Raw genomic sequence first — 16,462 nt, 5'->3', positions numbered from 1 at the left:
GTAAGGATGGTATATAATTGACTTAACTTAATCAAGGGAAGAGATTCGCTTGGATAAAATTAGGAACAAATTATAAATATCTGATTTAATAGCGTAATGCGCAATAAAAATCGCGCTATTTTCGGCTTATAATCTTATCTTGGCTAATCTACACCAATAAACCCACCGGTTTGATGTGCCCAAAGGCCAGCATAAATACCATTTTGCGCAATGAGCGCTTCGTGGCTGCCTTGCTCTACAACGCGTCCTGCATCAAGTACAATAAGTCTGTCCATTTGCGCAATGGTCGATAGCCTGTGGGCAATGGCAATCACGGTTTTACCTGTCATTAAATCATCTAGGCTTGCTTGTATTGCGGCTTCTACTTCTGAGTCGAGCGCGCTGGTGGCTTCATCGAGTATTAAAATAGGTGCATTTTTAAGTAATACCCGCGCTATAGCGATACGCTGGCGTTGCCCACCGGAGAGGGTTACACCGCGCTCGCCTACTTGAGCATCAAACCCTTTATTGCCTTTGCTATCTTCTAAATCGCTTATAAACTCGAGTGCTTTAGCTTGCTTGGCAGCGCTGAGCATTTCGGCTTCTGAGGCATCGGGTCGGCCGTATAAAATATTATCTTTTACAGAGCGGTGAAGCAGGGAAGTGTCTTGCGTAACCATGGCTATATAGCGGCGAAGGCTTTCTTGGCTTACATCGGTAATGTTTTGGCCATCAATTTTAATCGTCCCCGAATCGGTATCGTAAAAGCGCAGGAGTAAATTAACTAATGTTGATTTACCAGCGCCAGAGCGACCCACTAAGCCAATTTTTTCACCGGGTTTGATATGTAGGTTTAGGCCGTTCATTACCGGTCCGCGATTTGTTTCGTTAGCGGCTTTGCCGTAGTTAAAATGAACATTTGAAAACGCTATATCGCCCTTAGAAACGGCAAGCGTTTTTGCATCGGGTTTGTCATCTACTTTAATTGGCGTAGATAAGGTTTTCATGCCATCGGTTGCGGTACCAATGTTTTCAAACAAGCTGCTTATTTCCCACATGATCCACTGCGCCATGCCATTTAATCTAAGCGATAAACTAACCGCAACAGCAATGGCACCAGCGCTAATTGCACTTAACGACCATAAATAAAGGGATAGTGCGGCCACACTAAATACTAATAAGTAATTTAGGCTATTTATGGCAAAGTTAAGGCTGGTTACTAAACGCATTTGCTTATAAACAGGCTGTAAAAATACATCCATACTTTGTTTAGCGTATTGTTCTTCACGTTGTGTGTACGAAAAAAGCTTAATGGTCGATATATTTGTATAGCTGTCGACTATACGGCCGGTCATTTCAGAGCGCGCATCGGCCTGCGAGCTGGCAATTTTTTTAAGTTTTGGCACAAAGTACATTTGAATAGCGGCATAAATAATTACCCACACTAAAAGCGGTAGCATTAAACGCCAGTCAGCTTCTGCAACTAAAAACACCATAGCGCCAAAATAAACCACAATATACATTAGTACATCGAGCAGTTTCATTACGGCTTCTCGTACGGCCAGTGATGTTTGCATTACTTTTGTGGCAATACGCCCTGCAAACTCGTTTTGATAAAAGCTAACACTTTGGCGTAATAAGTATCTATGCGCCGACCAACGAATCGACATAGGGTAATTACCCAGTAATGCTTGGTGTAAAATAGCCGAGTGAAAAAACACCACAATAGGCAATATCACTAAAAGTACTACCGCCATTTTTATAAGTTCGGTTTTTTGCTCTTCAAATAGGGTTTGCGGTGTGTAGGTGCCCAACCAATCAACCAATTGGCCCATATAGCTAAATAACGATACTTCTAAAATGGCAAGCAGGGCAGCACTAACAGACATTAAAACTAACGACAGCTCCATACCTTTAGTGTAATGACGACAAAACGCAAATAAGGTAGAGGGCGGCTGCGTTGGCTTTTGCTCAGGAAATGCGTTGGTCATTTTTTCGAATAATCGATACATTTTATAAACTTAAATGACAAAAAATAGAAAAGGATCATACCATTTAAGTGGCGCGCTGTAGATCTTTAGCGATTAATTTAAACTGCTACTTTTATCGAATAGGGTTTGTGAGGTTTACGCCTTTAATCATATAAATGTCGTCATAGCGTAAACCGCCATTTCCGTAGGGCTTTTTATGTGGGCCCGTATTACATTTAGCTAAAAAATAGCTAAGTGGGCGTTCGCGTTTCATTCTAAAGGTGGCATTTTTATACACTAAGGTTTGGTTTTTAAATTCGCCGCCTTGTACATATACATTGTATTGCTGGCCTTGCATTTTTACCGATGCATTATTAACAACGTACCAAATGTTGTACCAAATGTTGTACCAACTGTTTGTATCAAGTGGTTTAGCCGATTGCGCTTGTGCATAGTTTTGGATATTACTATAGCCTTTATCAGTTTTGACCATTAGCGGCCCGGTATTGACTAACCCATTTGACTCGGTTTTATCGGTAACCCGAAGAGTGGCTTCAAAGGCGTCGTAGCCATGAACGTTTATTTGCTCTGGCTCTAAGTTACTTAATCCAAAAGCATGGTTATTTGGAAAAGAGGCAACGTTAATACGGGTAAAAAAAGTGTAGGTTTCGCCAACGGGCACTGTTTTTGGAAGCTTTTTATAGCTGAGGGCTTTGCGGTTGCCGACAATACCATTTTCGGCAGGCTTTTTAATTAAAAAATGGTTAATCCCTTTGGCTGTATCCTCAACTTCTATTTTAGTTACTTGTGGGTTAGCAACATAAGGTTGAGTTTGGTTGTCTGTGTCGGCCTTTGTCCAGCCTTTTAGCGGTTGTTCAAAGTTATCTACTAATAGCCATTTTGCAGAGGGGGCATTTTGATTGTTTTGGCTACAGGCTAATAATCCTGAGCAGGCGACTAACAGTAAGCTGTATTTAACGCGCATAATCCCTCTTTTACTAATGTAAGTATAATCATATAAATTGGTAAACCAATATGTGGAATTTAATTTTTAAAGCTAAAAATCTATATAACCAATTTAGCGAAAATTAGTCAACCAATATTGTATTTTATCTATTCTACTGACGTCTATATTTTAAACGCGTAAAATACCTAACAACACGCAATTAAGAATAATAAAAGGGATTATATGTATACTGGAACGTGCTTATGTAAAGCGGTAAGAGTTGAAATTAAAGGGGCTATTTCTCAAATTATTCATTGTCACTGCTCACTATGCAGAAAAAACAGCGGAACTGCTTTTGCCACTAATGGTTTTGTAAACACTCACGAATTTACACTTACCAAAGGAGAAGATAATTTAACTGAATTTAATTTCAAACCTGGGCGTGCGCGCTTTTTTTGTAAAACATGTGGCTCACCTATTTACAGTGCTAATGCAGAGGATAAATCTCGCTTGCGAATACGCCTAGGGTTGATAGATGACGATATTACTGAACAGGTAATGTCGCATAATTTTGTTACCTCTAAAGCCAATTGGGAGCAATTAGAAACCCATTTGCCGTGCTATGAAAAACACGAACCAGGTCGCTAAATTACTCTATGTGGTAAATGCTGTTTATGTCGTTGTGAAGGGTGGGCGCCCACGTTTTAAATAATGGCGAATGGGCTATTTCTTCTTTATTAATGTGCACTAAACTTTGCTGAGAAAGTATCACGACAATATTTTTGTATTCGTTAAACTCTATAAGGGCAATACAGCTAAAGTGTTGCCTAAACAAGACGAGTAAAGCTTGGAGCTCTTTTCCTGTTTTAGGGTTTAAATTTATAATAATTTGCGAATTTAGCCCGCTGCAGCGACGTATGTTTTGCCAAAATACGCTGTTAGATAAAAAGTCTTGATGTACATCGCCACTAAAAATATCAATTGTAATGACATTGTATGTGCGCGTGCACGTTGCAACAAACAGCTCTGCATTTTGTAAGTGCACCGTATGATTAGCGGGCAAGTTAAAATGGTGCTTAGCAACGCTTATCATCGCGGGGTTTATTTCTACACTGTCAAACACAGCTAAGTTATTTATATAAGCCGTTTTGTTATGTAAATAATGAATGGCTCGCTCAATGCCCGCAGTACCTAAACCTAAATTTAAAACCCGTAGTGGCTCAGCTGTTTTAAGTAAAAATAACAGCATACATTGATTAACCGCAATCAGTAATTGTTCATTTTCATTAAGGCTCATCACCCCTTGAATAGTGATATCGCTATGCGCATTTTGGGCAAGTGTTAACCAGCGATAGGCCGTATTTTGATAAACACAAATAGGCCCATATTGGTTGTTACTAGAGGCTATTAAATTGGCAGAGACAGTATCGGCTTTAAGCTGGCGCATAGGTTACAAATACAAATAAAACACCCCATTAGTTTGCCACGAAAACACGCTATGTATATAGCGTATTTATGTAACAAGGTTTGTAATACGCTTGGTTACTTAAAAGAGGGGAGTACTTAAGTGTGGTTAATTTTTACAGTTGAGCTTACTTGTATAAAGCTTTAACTCAAAATAGTTGCACTAAATAGGTTGTTGAGTAATGGTAAGGTAAAAAATAAGGAGCTTATAATGCGCAAAACCCCTTTTTCTATTACAACTAAACTTATTAAATTGAGCACGTTAGCCTTTGCTTGTGCGGCAGGGTTATCAGTACAGGCTCATGCCAGCATAAAATATGAAGAACAACAAAAGCTACATGATATTGCAGCGCAGGTATCAGCTAAACGTATTGAGAGCGACATACAAACGCTGGTGGATTTTGGTACCCGCCATACGCTTTCTGAAACTAAGTCAGATACACGGGGCATAGGTGCTGCACGGCGTTGGATTAAAAAAGAGTTTGAAAAAATATCAGCGCAATGTGGTGGTTGCCTAGAAGTTATTGAAGTTAAAGACACTATATCAGGTGAAAAACGAATTCCTAATCCTGTTGAAGTGGTGAGTATAGTGGCCATTCAGCGTGGTAGTACTGAGCCAAACCGAATGGTTATTATGTCGGGCGATATTGATTCGCGGGTGAGCGATGTAATGGACTTTACCAGTGATTCACCGGGAGCAAATGATAACGCTTCAGGCGTGGCAGGGGTTATTGAAGCTGCACGTGTACTAAGCAAGCATAAATTTAATGGCTCAGTAGTGTATGCAGCGTTGTCTGGCGAAGAGCAGGGGTTATTTGGCGGTAAAATACTCACAGCGTATGCACAAGAGCACAATTGGCAAGTACATGGCGTTTTAAATAACGACATGATTGGCAATATTACCGGTTTTAATGGCGTTACCGACAATACAACGGCGCGTATTTTCTCAGAAGGCACGCGTGTAGTAGAAACGAAACAACAAGCAAGAACGCGCCGTTTTACAGGTGGTGAAGTCGATTCGGCGAGCCGTAATTTAGCGCGCTATATAGATACAATTGCCGATAGGTACATTCCAAATTTAGATACAATGTTAGTTTACAGGTTAGATAGATTTGGCCGGGGCGGGCACCATAGACCGTTTAACGATGCAGGTTTTGCAGCAGTCAGAATTATGGAAACTAATGAGCATTACGACCGACAACATCAAGATTTACGTACAGAAAATGGTGTGGTCTATGGCGATACCATAGATGGCGTTGATTTTGACTACACAGCAAAGCTTACATCATTGAACGCAGTAACAATGGCTTCAATGGCTTGGGCGCCAGCTCCCCCTAAGCAGGTAAAAATTGAAGGCGCGGTTAAGGCCGACACTACGCTTTCGTGGCAAAGTTCAGATGATGATAATATTGCCGGTTATCGTATTTATTGGCGCTATACCAGTGAGCCGCAATGGCAATTTAGCCAAGATGTGGGCAATGTAAGTAAAGCTACACTTAAAAACGTTGTTATAGATAATTACTATTTCGGTGTTGCAGCGATAAGCAAAGACGGGATTGAATCGCCTGTGGTGTTCCCAGGTGATGTAGGCTCGTTTGATCACAATATAAAATAACAGCGATTTACTATTGCTTATGTGCAATTGTGATTAAAAACAAATCAAATGGTGTATTTAAGGTGCAAAGCAGGTGTTTTATGCTTGCACCTTATTTGTTATGCACTTAGAGTGTAGAAAAAAAGCAGTAAAGGTTAATAAAATGCAGCAAGAAGAAAAAAAACCATTAACAGCGCAAGAGCAAGCACAAATAGAGCAACAACGGGTTGCTTGGCAACGCGAGTGTTTTCAAAACGCCCAAAAATACTTAGCAGAAAAAGGCATTATGCCTAAATCAGTAATAGACAAAGACAGTCGTTTTTTAGCGCCATTGTGTGCTATGTGGAAATTTAAAGCGCAAAACGGCAAGAGTTACTGGGTAATAACAGGGCGCTTACCCACTGATCATGCAGACGTAAGTGCAGCAAAAGATGCGCGCGATGCTATGCGATATTTTTCATTACAATGGCAGTTAAAAGCAGATCAAATAATGAGTGCTGGCGCACGAGATAAAACCCAGGTCGACTTTGCTAACTTACTTATAAACCGTGCACACGGCTTATACGAAATGCATGAAAACGAGCAACTTTGGGCTAATGAACCAAAATAAGGTATTGCTTGTATAAACGTAAAAAAGGGCTATTAACGGCCCTTTTTTAATGTACTAATGTAAATGGTTTAGTGACAAACTCAGACACATGGCATTGCATTCGCTGCCTAGGTATACCTGCTTCCATAAAAACACCGCCTTGTTGTATAAAGCCGTTTCGTTTAAAGCGCTCAACTTCGTTTAAAATACAATTAATACTAATAACTTGGTGCCCATCGTTAGCGGCAAGATTAACAATAAAAGTAAGTAATGAAGTATAAACATGGCGATTACGATGTGCGGGTAAAATGGCTATTCGGCCTATTAAGCCATCTGTACACAGCCTACCTGTGGCTACGGGTGCGTTACTGTTGTGAGTAACTAGCACATGGTGTGCTAGTTTGTCTTGGCTATCAAATTCTATTCGTTTGGGTATGTGTAACTCATACACAAATACTTTTTCACGTATTTGTTGTAGCTGGTCTTTTTGCCTATCCCACTCGACCTTATTAATTTGATAGCCCATAGCGCACCTCTAATTAAACCACATCCCCTCATTAACTAGTGTAGTAAAGGTTTGAATAAAAACTAGGCTGGGCTGCGCTGCGTTTAAATCGTCGGTATTAACATAATCATGATCTGTTAATAGTGTAACGGCATTTAAGTCGCAAAGTGGTAACGGGTAGTTTTCGCCATTAATACTTAATAATAGGGTGTCTTCTAGCTGCTGATAGATAGCACGTACGCCGCCTAAACGCTCAAATTCTTCTGCATTGTTTGCTATTAACTCACTCATTTGCTCGCAGGTTATAGGCTCTTCAAGCGGTGCTAAGTCCATTTCGTGCTTGGCTTGGCTTAAGGTATTACCAAGCCAATGCTTAAATAGCTCATCGTTATTAAGTAGCGCTTGCATAAGGGTTTTAACTTTATCGGTTTCGCTCTGTAAAAGCTCACCTTTAGAGTCCCTAAGGGCTAAAGTATGATCGGTATAGCGTTTTTGGCCGCTGTCGGTATCAATAACATGATCGGCAAAACTAGAAAATAAGTCTTGTTGATTAGGCGCTCTAAATCCAACCGAGTAGTTAAGGGCGTTTTCTATTGCATAGCCTTCGTGAGGGCACCCAGGTGGTATATATAAAATATCGCCGGGCTCTAAAATACAATCTATAACGGCTTCAAATTGCTCAACTTGCAGTAGTTTTTTATTTTGCGCAAATTGTTTAAGTGTTGGATCAGGCAGGCCAACACGCCAATGACGCTTACCCTCGCCTTGAATAATAAATACATCGTACTGATCTAGGTGTGGACCAACGCCACCTTTAGGGGTTGAGTAGCTGATCATTAAATCATCTATTCGCCAGTTAGGTATAAACCTAAATGGCTGAAGCAGTTGTGCTGCATCGCTATGCCAATGATCAACCGCTTGTACCAATAAAGTAGCGTGTTGCTCAGTTAATTTTTCAAAGTCTTCAAATGGGCCTTGGTATGCTTGCCAATCGTTATTGTGGTTGGTAACAATTCGCGACTCTATACTTTCTTCCATAGCAAGACCGGCAAGCTCTTCTGCCTCTATTGGGTCTTGAAAGTCTGTAAAGCCTTGTTTAATTAATAGCGGTTTTTTTTGCCAGTATTGGTTTAAAAATTCTTGCTCACAGAGGTTGTTTATTTTTAATTGGTACATAGAGTTGGCCTATAATTTTTAGTACAAAAAAAGCGAAAGGGATTATCCTTTCGCTTTTTATATGCGCAATTTAGTATTTAAACTAAATCGTCAATAAACTCAACAGCGCGGCCAATGTAGTTGGCAGGTGTTAGTTTTTTCATTTCTACTTTAGCGTGCTCTGGCAGGTCTAAACCATCGATAAAGTCGGCCATAATCTCTTGATTTACACGTTTACCACGCGTTAAATCTTTAAGTTTTTCGTATGGTTTTTCAATACCGTATTTACGCATAACCGTTTGAATTGGCTCAGCAAGTAATTCCCAGTTTTGATCAAGCTCATCAAGTAAACGTTGCTCATTTACTTCAAGCTTGCTTACGCCTTTAAGTGTAGATTGATACGCGATAAGCGTGTAGCCCATACCCACACCTAAGTTACGTAAAACGGTTGAGTCGGTAAGGTCACGCTGCCAACGAGAAACAGGCAGTTTTTGTGCAAGGTGAGCAAATATAGCATTTGCTAAACCTAGGTTACCTTCTGAGTTTTCAAAGTCGATAGGGTTTACTTTATGCGGCATTGTTGAAGAGCCGATTTCGCCAGCAATGGTTTTTTGCTTAAAGTGGTTAAGGGCAATGTAACCCCAAACGTCACGATCAAAATCAAGTAAAATAGTGTTAAAGCGAGCAATAGCATCAAATAGCTCGGCAATGTAGTCATGCGGCTCTATTTGTGTAGTGAACGGGTTAAAGGTTAAACCAAGGCTAGTTACAAAGTTGCTTGCGTGGGTATGCCAATCGTAATCTGGGTAAGCACTCAGGTGAGCATTGTAGTTACCTACAGCACCGTTAATTTTACCTAGCATTTCTACCTGTGCGATTTGGTCGCGCTGGCGTTTTAAACGCATGTATACGTTAGCAAACTCTTTACCCATTGTTGAAGGCGTAGCTGGTTGGCCGTGGGTACGCGTCATCATAGGTACTGCTTTGTACTCAATGGCTTTTTCTTTTATAGCGTTAAGTAGTTGGTCGCAGTATGGAAGGAGCACATTATCACGAGCTTCGCTTAGCATTAAACCATGAGATAGGTTATTAATATCTTCTGATGTACAGGCAAAATGGATGAACTCGTTAATAGCGTTAATTTCGCTGTTATCGGCTACTTTTTCTTTTAGTAAATATTCTACCGCTTTAACATCGTGGTTTGTGGTGCGTTCAATGTCTTTAACACGCTGTGCGTCTGCTTCGCTGAAATTATCAACTATGGCATTTAAAAGTGCATTGGCTTGGTCGCTAAATGCAGGTACTTCTTTAATATCGCTTGCTGCAGCTAAGGCTTGCAACCAACGCACTTCAACGGTTACGCGGTATTTGATTAAGCCAAATTCGCTGAAAATACTGCGTAGTTCAGTGGTTTTGCTGCCGTAGCGACCATCCACTGGAGAGATAGCGGTTAACGCTGAAAGCTCCATAATAACTCCTAAATTTTAGTTTTGAACGATAATTAAATGTTTGTTTTTGCAATAGCGAGAATTTTTCTTTTTGCAAAGAAAAAGTGACGGCGTTTACCGCCCATTTGTCGCCATAATACAGCACTGCGAATTCCTGCTAATAAAAGGGCACGAATTTTATTTTGCGTTTGCTGCTGTTTTAATAACTCGGGTTTACCATAAACCTGAATTCGGTGCCCAAGGGGGCTCAGCACCGACGAGTATATATCTGCTAAACCGGCAACTACTGTGTCATCGGTTATAGCAAAGTGATCTAAGCGACGATGAATGTCGTCGATACGACGGCCAAGTTCAGCTAAGCTTTTTGGCTCGTTATTTAAAATACGTTCAAGCTGCATTAAACCACCTACGTACTTAACTATTTCCACATCTTTTTGAGCGCCAGCAGTAAGCTGCGCCATTAATGTTTTATAGCCGTCGCGCAAGTTATGCGTACCTTGGTAAACATCAACCGGGGATGCGGGTGATGTTTGTACAATACTTGTAAATAGCACGTCTAAGTCTGAATCGTTTGCGCTGCCGTATTGCGCGATTTTTTGTACTTGTTTAGCCACTTGGCACATGGCGGCAAGCGCCATGACTTGGTGTTGATTCATTACTTAATCACCGAATCTATAATACCGCCACCTAAACACACATCATCGGCATAAAATACAGCTGATTGACCTGGTGTAACGGCTTTTTGTGGTTCATCAAACAATACGCGTGCCATACCATCTTCCCCAACGAGAAGGGTACAATTAATATCTTCTTGGCGGTAACGGGTTTTAACGGTGCAGCGCGTTGTACCTTGAGGACCAACACGGTCTACCCAATGTAATTGATTGGCGTTTAGGCCATTGCTGTAAAGACGAGGGTGGTCTTTACCTTGTCCGACAACGAGCACATTGCGCTCAACGTCTTTATCTACAACGTACCATGGCTCGCCAGAGCCTTCTTTCATGCCACCAATTAACAAGCCTTTACGCTGGCCAAGTGTATGATACATAAGCCCTTCGTGCTCACCTACGTTGTTGCCGTCAGTATCTTCAATCACGCCAGGTTGAGCAGGTAAAAACTTTTGTAAAAAGTCTTTAAATTTACGCTCACCAATAAAACAAATACCGGTGCTGTCTTTTTTGTCATGGGTGATTAAGTCTTGCTCTTCTGCAATACGGCGTACGTCTGGTTTAGCTATATCGCCTACTGGGAAAAGAGTTTGGCCTATGTGTTCATGGCTTAAGGTATATAAGAAATAGCTTTGATCTTTGTTATCGTCTAAGCCTCGGCACATAACGTATTTGTCGTCTCGTAGTTCACGACGAACATAATGGCCTGTTGCAATATAATCGGCGCCAAGTGCTTGTGCTGCAAATTCTAAAAATGCTTTAAATTTAATTTCTTTGTTACACATAATATCTGGGTTTGGCGTACGGCCCGCTTTGTACTCTTCTAAAAAGTACTCAAAAACGTTATCCCAGTATTCGGCTGCAAAGTTAACGGTATGAAGCTCGATGCCTAATTTGTCACACACTGCTTGTGCATCTTTTAAATCTTCAGCGGCTGCACAGTATTCGTCATTGTCGTCTTCTTCCCAGTTCTTCATAAACAGGCCTTCTACTTGATAGCCCTGTTGTTGTAATAAATATGCAGATACAGAAGAATCAACACCGCCGGACATACCAACGATGACTTTAATGTGACTATTTTCGCTCATGAATAATTTCGCTTATACAGATTGCTGTTAACTTGGAAAGGCCGCGATTATAGCACGCATTTTGTTTTTGCTTAAAGGGAGGAGTGGCGCAAACACACGATTTTGTAGTTATTTTATTCATATAATAAATAGCAAATAAGACTGAAACGCATTTAACATAAAAAATGATGAAAAAATTAAATAAGCCATTGTAAAAAGATATTTCGGTGCCATTCTTACGTTATTAAATGATAATAATGCTTTCATTACCTTGTGCTTGCTTGTAAATTCAGCTGCCAGTAAGATTTTGCGTATTAGACTCACTTTTTTAAAAAAATATTTTCAACGGAATGAATATATGAATTACGCCTTCCAGGTAAAAAAGCTTTCAACGTTAATACAATATTATGCTGCAAACTCACGCGATGAACTAAATGAGTTGCTCATAATGCCTACAAGCGACTTAAAACGTGATACATATACGCTTTTTCATGAAGTTTTTGAGCACACTTTACCCTCAGATGCCAAGCAAAACAGTCCTATTGATGAGATTTTCAATGCTGTCTCAAGTTCTATTGAATTAGTTGACGAGCCAGAAACTGCCTTGTTTGAGACTATGAAACGCTGGTGGGATGAATGGTATTTTGCATTAAGTATGGATAATTCGCTTTCTCACGAAAAAGAAGATGCGCCATACAGTTTCCTTTCTAAAAAAATGCATCATCCTATGAAGCGCCACGAGATGAGCCACTACGCCCATTTATTTACTATTTTGCCTATGCCTATCTCTAATGTGTGTGCTAAAACCGGTGATATTATTAGAGTTAATCAGCGCTTTATAGATGTATTTGGTTATACCGTTGATGACTTACCTAACATAGAGCAGTGGTGGGTTAATGCATACCCAGACCCTCACTATCGAGAGGCCGTGAAAAAAACGTGGCAATCGGCGTTAGAAATTGGCAATGAAACAGGGCAAGACATCCCCGCGCATGATTACCATGTTACTTGTAAAAACGGTAATACAATTACCATGGAAGTATCTGGAATCAATTTGGGCGATGAATATATTGCTGTATTTAATGATGCGACCAAGCGTTTAGAAGATCAAAATATTTTACGCGACATGGCATTTTTAGATTCGCTAACACAAATAGCAAATAGACGTCGTTTTGATGAAAAGCTAAGTAAAGAGTTTGAAAAAGCCGTTGAGTGTGGTGACGATTTGGCGATTATTTTAATCGATATTGATCACTTTAAACTCTTTAACGACCGCTACGGGCATGTTGAAGGTGATTTATGTTTGTATAACGTGGCGCAAGCAATAGCGTGTACGGTAAGTCGCACCGAGGACTTTGTGGCGCGTTATGGCGGAGAAGAATTTGTTGTATTGCTGCCTCAAACCGATAAACAAGGGGCTTTATTTATTGCTGAGCATATTCAAAAGGCAATTGAAGAGCTGCACCTCCCTCATGAAGACAGCTTTACCGGCTACTTAACCCTGAGCATAGGTATTCACGCAATTAATAAAGAGGATAGTTGCGATCAAAAAGAGTTTATTAAGGCTGCCGACAGCGCACTTTATTATTCAAAAAGGCAGGGACGAAATTGTTTAGCATTAAGTTAATTTATAGCCTTGGACTATTTATATAGTTTTGAGAATTATATAAAGCGCAGATGTTTAATTATCGTCGTAAATAAAGTCTACGTCTTGAATAGGGCGGTTTAGGCTGTCTTCAATACATTTTAAAACTAAATGGCTTCTTAGAGGCAGTGCTTTTATGTCTTCTAAACTGTGCCAGTTGGCACTAATTATATCTGCATCTTTTGGGCAGGGCTCAGTGGTGACTTGAGTGCCATCAAACATAAAACAAAAGCGTAAGTAATGCACCCCATTAGCCGCATGTAAGTTATAAATACCGATTAAGCCAGTGGGCGTTAGGGACAAACCTGTTTCTTCAAAAAGCTCTCTGCTGGCTGCTTGAGCCAGTGTTTCGTTTACTTCTAAATGGCCGGCAGGTTGGTTATAACAAATATTAGAAGTAAATTTATCTCGCTCTTTTACCAGTAAAAAATGCTCTCCTTTTTTTACTACAGCAGCAACCGTTACATGGGGTTTATGCATTTACCTCACCTTTTATAACACTGTACTGTGCGCTGTTTATGCCATCTAGCGTGTAATTGCCAATACTGTAGCGAATAAGCCTTAATGTAGGGTGCCCAACATGGGCGGTCATACGGCGAACTTGCCTATTACGTCCTTCATTAATTGTAATACTTAACCACGTTGTAGGAATCGACTTTCGCTCTCTTACCGGCGGCATGCGAGGCCAAAGTTTTGGCTCGTCAATAATTTTTACGTTTGCGGGTAAGGTCATCCCATCTTTTAATTCAACACCTTTACACAGGGCATTAATGGCCTCTGCGCTAGGCTCGCCTTCAACTTGCACCCAATAGGTTTTATTGGTTTTTTTATTCGGTGCGGTAAGGGTATTTTGAAGCTTTCCGCAGTTTGTTAAAAGTAACAAGCCTTCACTGTCACGGTCGAGTCTGCCTGCAGCGTATACATCTTTAATGGGAATAAATTCAGCCAAGGTTTTTCTATTGGCATCGTCTGTAAATTGGCAAAGCACATCGTAAGGTTTATTAAATAAAACAATTTTTCTATCTTTAGGCGCTATAGCGGGTTTAATTTCACGCGAAGTTGTGCTTTTTTTAGTGAGCGCGCTGCGTGAGTAAGTTCTACCCGTAGTGCGTTTAGTGGTACTTTTACTTGCGCGATTATGCATTGGTTTGTTCGCCATTAAATACACCTAGCGGGCTTGGGTAAGCCGGCAATTTTTGTGGCTTGTTTTGCAGGCCCCTTGGGAAATAATTTATACAAATAAATACTATTGCCTTTGTCCTCGCCAAGCGCTTTAGCCATGGCTTTAACAAGCATTCTTATTGCTGGGCTGGTGTTATATTCTAAGTAAAAATTGCGCACAAAATTAATCACTTCCCAGTGTTGTTCACTCAAGATAATGTTTTCTTGCTCGGCGATAATGGGGGCTAACTCTTTTGTCCACAAGGTGTAATCCAGCAAGTAGCCTTGTTTATCAGTGTCGATTTGTTGATTATTAAATTCAAGCATGGATTACCAGGTAATAGATTGGTTAGTAGATAGAGTAAGGGCAACAAACTCATCGTAATTAATAAGTGTTTGGCCTGGGCTTAGTTTAACTGCGCGTGCCTGCGCATCCTCTAAAAGCAGCAATAATGAATCGTTTAATTGAAAATACTGCTTAGCGGCATAACAGGCATCACCAACAAGGAGTACTTTATCGGTGTCTTTAATTAAGTTTTCAAGCTGAGTAGAGTCGTAATAAGCCAGTGGCTTTGAAAAAATGTGTAATGTACTCATAGGTTCACCACAAAATCTTGCTGGCCGATCAGTTGCTGTTGCTCAGTGTAATTGAGGCTGGTTGAATCAATAATTAATTGAGATTTGTTTAAGTTATAATCTAGTAACGATTTTTCACATACATATATGTTTTCTACTTCATAGATTTCAAGCGTTTTGATGTTTTTAAAAAAATCTTTTACACCAAGTTGCTGTGTTGATTGATTATGTTTTAAAGCAAGCACAGCAGGGCCGCTAAATAGCCAGCTAATATTTTGCTCAACTGCGGCAAATATCAGTGACATGTCTAGGGCATCGCGGGTATTAAGCTCATCAAAGGGGCTGGATTGGCTCATTACTAAAACGTTTTTCATTTAAACTGTATCCATTTATCTGCATCACTCGCTAGCATGGCAAATTCTGCAAGCCCGGCTACAGTAAACACACCTGTTTGGCTTGTGTTTAAGCCACGTTTTTCTGCTGCAGTAATACATAGCATTAAGTTGACGTTTTTATCTGCAAGTTGTTGCCATTGCGTAGGAATTTGCAGCTCGTCAGCGGCTAGCTCAAAGTGAGCTGACGCGTGATAAATCCCATTTTGATACAAAAATATCGCATCTATAGTGTGGCCTTGTGCTAAACATGCATTCGCAAACTTTATAATACGTTGCGTTGAGTCATGATCTGAAGGAGGAGTATGTAAAGAAAGAACAAATCGCGCCAAAACAATTCCAATAAAAAAGCCCCAATAAAGGGGCTATTTTAACAGAACTATTTAATTAGTCATCACTTGCGCCAAGAAGGTGCAGTAAAGAGGTAAATAGGTTATATACGTTTAAGTATAGAGCGACCGTCGCGCGAATGTAGTTAGTTTCGCCGCCATTAATAATACGGCTAGTATCAAATAAGATTAAGCCAGACATAATTAACACTACAGCAGCGTTAAGCACCATAAACATTAGCGAGCTGCCAATGAAGATGTTAACTATGCTTGCAACAATAACCACTAGTAAGCCTACTGTTAAAAAACCACCCATAAATGAGAAGTCTTTTTTAGTGTTTAATGCATAAGCCGATAGACCAAAAAATATTAATGCAGTAGAACCAAGCGCCTGCATAATAAGCATAGGGCCATTAGGCATAGCTGCATAATAGTTAAGTAGTGGGCCAAGGCCTGCGCCCATACAGCCTGTAAAAGCAAACACCCAAAACACGCCTGAGGCTGAGTCTGCTTTTTTGTTTACAACAAATAATAAACCAAACGAAACCAGTGTGAACACAATTCCCATAAAGTAAGGTAATTGTAATGCCATTGAAATACCCGCCGTAACAGCACTAAATGCTAATGTCATGGCCAGTAAGAAATAGGTGTTTTTAAGTACCTTGTTTGTTTCAATGGTCGACATTACCGGTTTAGCGGTATTGTACGAATGATTAAATGCCATTGTAGAGCTCCTTTAAGTGAAACATGTTTGTTTCGATAATTTAACTAAAATTAGATTACCAACTCTTATATGTTTGGGCAAACCTTTGTAGATCAATAGAGTGTTATTTTTTAATTAAAGTTCATTAAAGCATCAAAAAGAAATTATTTGTTTTATCTTTAAACAAATTAATTGTTTTTTAAGCACTTAAACAATTTTTTTAAAAAAAAGCTTCACAAAGCCAATGGGTTTCCCTATTATGCAGGCCGTG

General features: G+C 40.1%; 19 protein-coding genes. 4 read left to right on the top strand and 15 right to left on the bottom strand.

Going from position 1 to position 16,462, the window contains the following annotated elements:
* Positions 1-143: 143 nt before the first annotated feature.
* A complete protein-coding gene (locus PAT01_RS16645) occupies positions 144-1,991 on the bottom strand; it encodes an ABC transporter ATP-binding protein (protein ID WP_154945852.1) in 1,848 nt (615 codons plus the stop codon).
* Between the two features lie 91 nt (positions 1,992-2,082).
* Positions 2,083-2,934, bottom strand: coding sequence for a hypothetical protein (locus PAT01_RS16640; protein WP_154945851.1), 852 nt, complete (start codon positions 2,932-2,934; stop codon positions 2,083-2,085).
* Between the two features lie 204 nt (positions 2,935-3,138).
* Here PAT01_RS16640 and PAT01_RS16635 point away from each other — a divergent pair, with 204 nt between their 5' ends.
* The gene (locus PAT01_RS16635; protein ID WP_138579287.1) at positions 3,139-3,543 is read left to right on the top strand and encodes a GFA family protein; all 405 of its coding nucleotides are present in this window, start codon (positions 3,139-3,141) and stop codon (positions 3,541-3,543) included.
* 1 nt (position 3,544) lies between these two features.
* Here PAT01_RS16635 and PAT01_RS16630 read toward each other — a convergent pair whose 3' ends face one another.
* Positions 3,545-4,342 carry a class I SAM-dependent methyltransferase gene (locus PAT01_RS16630; protein WP_138579289.1) on the bottom strand — a complete coding sequence of 266 codons (798 nt, stop codon included), beginning with the start codon at positions 4,340-4,342 and terminating at the stop codon, positions 3,545-3,547.
* Positions 4,343-4,570: 228 nt separating this feature from the next.
* On the opposite strand from PAT01_RS16630, the gene PAT01_RS16625 reads away from it, so the two are divergent.
* Both PAT01_RS16625 and PAT01_RS16620 read left to right on the top strand, forming a co-directional pair.
* Positions 4,571-5,974, top strand: a complete 1,404-nt coding sequence (locus PAT01_RS16625; RefSeq protein ID WP_138579291.1) for a M28 family peptidase — start codon at positions 4,571-4,573, stop codon at positions 5,972-5,974.
* A 142-nt stretch (positions 5,975-6,116) separates the two neighbouring features.
* Positions 6,117-6,563: a DUF4826 family protein gene (locus tag PAT01_RS16620; protein WP_138579293.1), complete on the top strand. Its 447-nt coding sequence runs from the start codon at positions 6,117-6,119 to the stop codon at positions 6,561-6,563.
* A gap of 46 nt (positions 6,564-6,609) precedes the next feature.
* Here PAT01_RS16620 and PAT01_RS16615 read toward each other — a convergent pair whose 3' ends face one another.
* From PAT01_RS16615 to mnmA, 5 genes are all read right to left on the bottom strand, one after another.
* Positions 6,610-7,068 (bottom strand): GNAT family N-acetyltransferase, encoded by a 459-nt coding sequence (locus tag PAT01_RS16615; protein WP_154945850.1) that lies wholly within the window; start codon positions 7,066-7,068, stop codon positions 6,610-6,612.
* A 9-nt stretch (positions 7,069-7,077) separates the two neighbouring features.
* Positions 7,078-8,223, bottom strand: coding sequence for a cupin domain-containing protein (locus PAT01_RS16610; protein WP_138579297.1), 1,146 nt, complete (start codon positions 8,221-8,223; stop codon positions 7,078-7,080).
* 77 nt (positions 8,224-8,300) lie between these two features.
* Complete coding sequence (gene purB, locus PAT01_RS16605) at positions 8,301-9,671, bottom strand: adenylosuccinate lyase (RefSeq protein WP_096041635.1); 1,371 nt, start codon at positions 9,669-9,671, stop codon at positions 8,301-8,303.
* A gap of 32 nt (positions 9,672-9,703) precedes the next feature.
* Positions 9,704-10,306, bottom strand: coding sequence for a high frequency lysogenization protein HflD (hflD, locus tag PAT01_RS16600; protein ID WP_004586725.1), 603 nt, complete (start codon positions 10,304-10,306; stop codon positions 9,704-9,706).
* The gene (gene mnmA, locus PAT01_RS16595) at positions 10,306-11,406 is read right to left on the bottom strand and encodes a tRNA 2-thiouridine(34) synthase MnmA (protein ID WP_004586724.1); all 1,101 of its coding nucleotides are present in this window, start codon (positions 11,404-11,406) and stop codon (positions 10,306-10,308) included. Before mnmA ends, hflD begins: the two co-directional genes overlap by 1 nt.
* A 337-nt stretch (positions 11,407-11,743) precedes the next feature.
* Between mnmA and PAT01_RS16590 the strand changes: the two genes are divergently transcribed.
* Positions 11,744-13,012 (top strand): sensor domain-containing diguanylate cyclase, encoded by a 1,269-nt coding sequence (locus PAT01_RS16590; RefSeq protein ID WP_138579299.1) that lies wholly within the window; start codon positions 11,744-11,746, stop codon positions 13,010-13,012.
* Between the two features lie 54 nt (positions 13,013-13,066).
* On the opposite strand, the gene PAT01_RS16585 is transcribed toward PAT01_RS16590, so the two are convergent.
* Genes PAT01_RS16585 through PAT01_RS16555 form a run of 7 tightly spaced genes read right to left on the bottom strand, consistent with a single transcriptional unit; the run spans position 13,067 to position 16,212 of the window.
* Entirely contained in the window at positions 13,067-13,510 is a 444-nt protein-coding gene (locus PAT01_RS16585) for an NUDIX domain-containing protein (protein ID WP_024033519.1), read from the bottom strand.
* Entirely contained in the window at positions 13,503-14,189 is a 687-nt protein-coding gene (locus PAT01_RS16580) for a pseudouridine synthase (protein WP_154945849.1), read from the bottom strand. The genes PAT01_RS16585 and PAT01_RS16580 overlap by 8 nt, the downstream gene beginning before the upstream one ends.
* The gene (locus PAT01_RS16575; protein ID WP_004586720.1) at positions 14,189-14,518 is read right to left on the bottom strand and encodes a TusE/DsrC/DsvC family sulfur relay protein; all 330 of its coding nucleotides are present in this window, start codon (positions 14,516-14,518) and stop codon (positions 14,189-14,191) included. The genes PAT01_RS16580 and PAT01_RS16575 overlap by 1 nt, the downstream gene beginning before the upstream one ends.
* 3 nt (positions 14,519-14,521) lie before the next feature.
* Positions 14,522-14,788 carry a sulfurtransferase complex subunit TusB gene (gene tusB, locus PAT01_RS16570; RefSeq protein ID WP_054982589.1) on the bottom strand — a complete coding sequence of 89 codons (267 nt, stop codon included), beginning with the start codon at positions 14,786-14,788 and terminating at the stop codon, positions 14,522-14,524.
* A complete protein-coding gene (gene tusC / locus PAT01_RS16565) occupies positions 14,785-15,141 on the bottom strand; it encodes a sulfurtransferase complex subunit TusC (RefSeq protein WP_024033522.1) in 357 nt (118 codons plus the stop codon). The genes tusB and tusC overlap by 4 nt, the downstream gene beginning before the upstream one ends.
* Positions 15,138-15,491 (bottom strand): sulfurtransferase complex subunit TusD, encoded by a 354-nt coding sequence (tusD, locus tag PAT01_RS16560; protein ID WP_154945848.1) that lies wholly within the window; start codon positions 15,489-15,491, stop codon positions 15,138-15,140. The genes tusC and tusD overlap by 4 nt, the downstream gene beginning before the upstream one ends.
* 55 nt (positions 15,492-15,546) lie before the next feature.
* On the bottom strand, positions 15,547-16,212 hold the full coding sequence (locus PAT01_RS16555) for a Bax inhibitor-1/YccA family protein (protein ID WP_004586716.1): 666 nt from the start codon (positions 16,210-16,212) through the stop codon (positions 15,547-15,549).
* Positions 16,213-16,462 lie beyond the last annotated feature (250 nt).

The organism is Pseudoalteromonas atlantica, from assembly GCA_007988745.1.
Taxonomy (GTDB): domain Bacteria; phylum Pseudomonadota; class Gammaproteobacteria; order Enterobacterales; family Alteromonadaceae; genus Pseudoalteromonas; species Pseudoalteromonas atlantica.
Note: the sequence above shows the minus strand (reverse complement) of the source record. Positions and strands in the feature narration are given on the sequence as shown.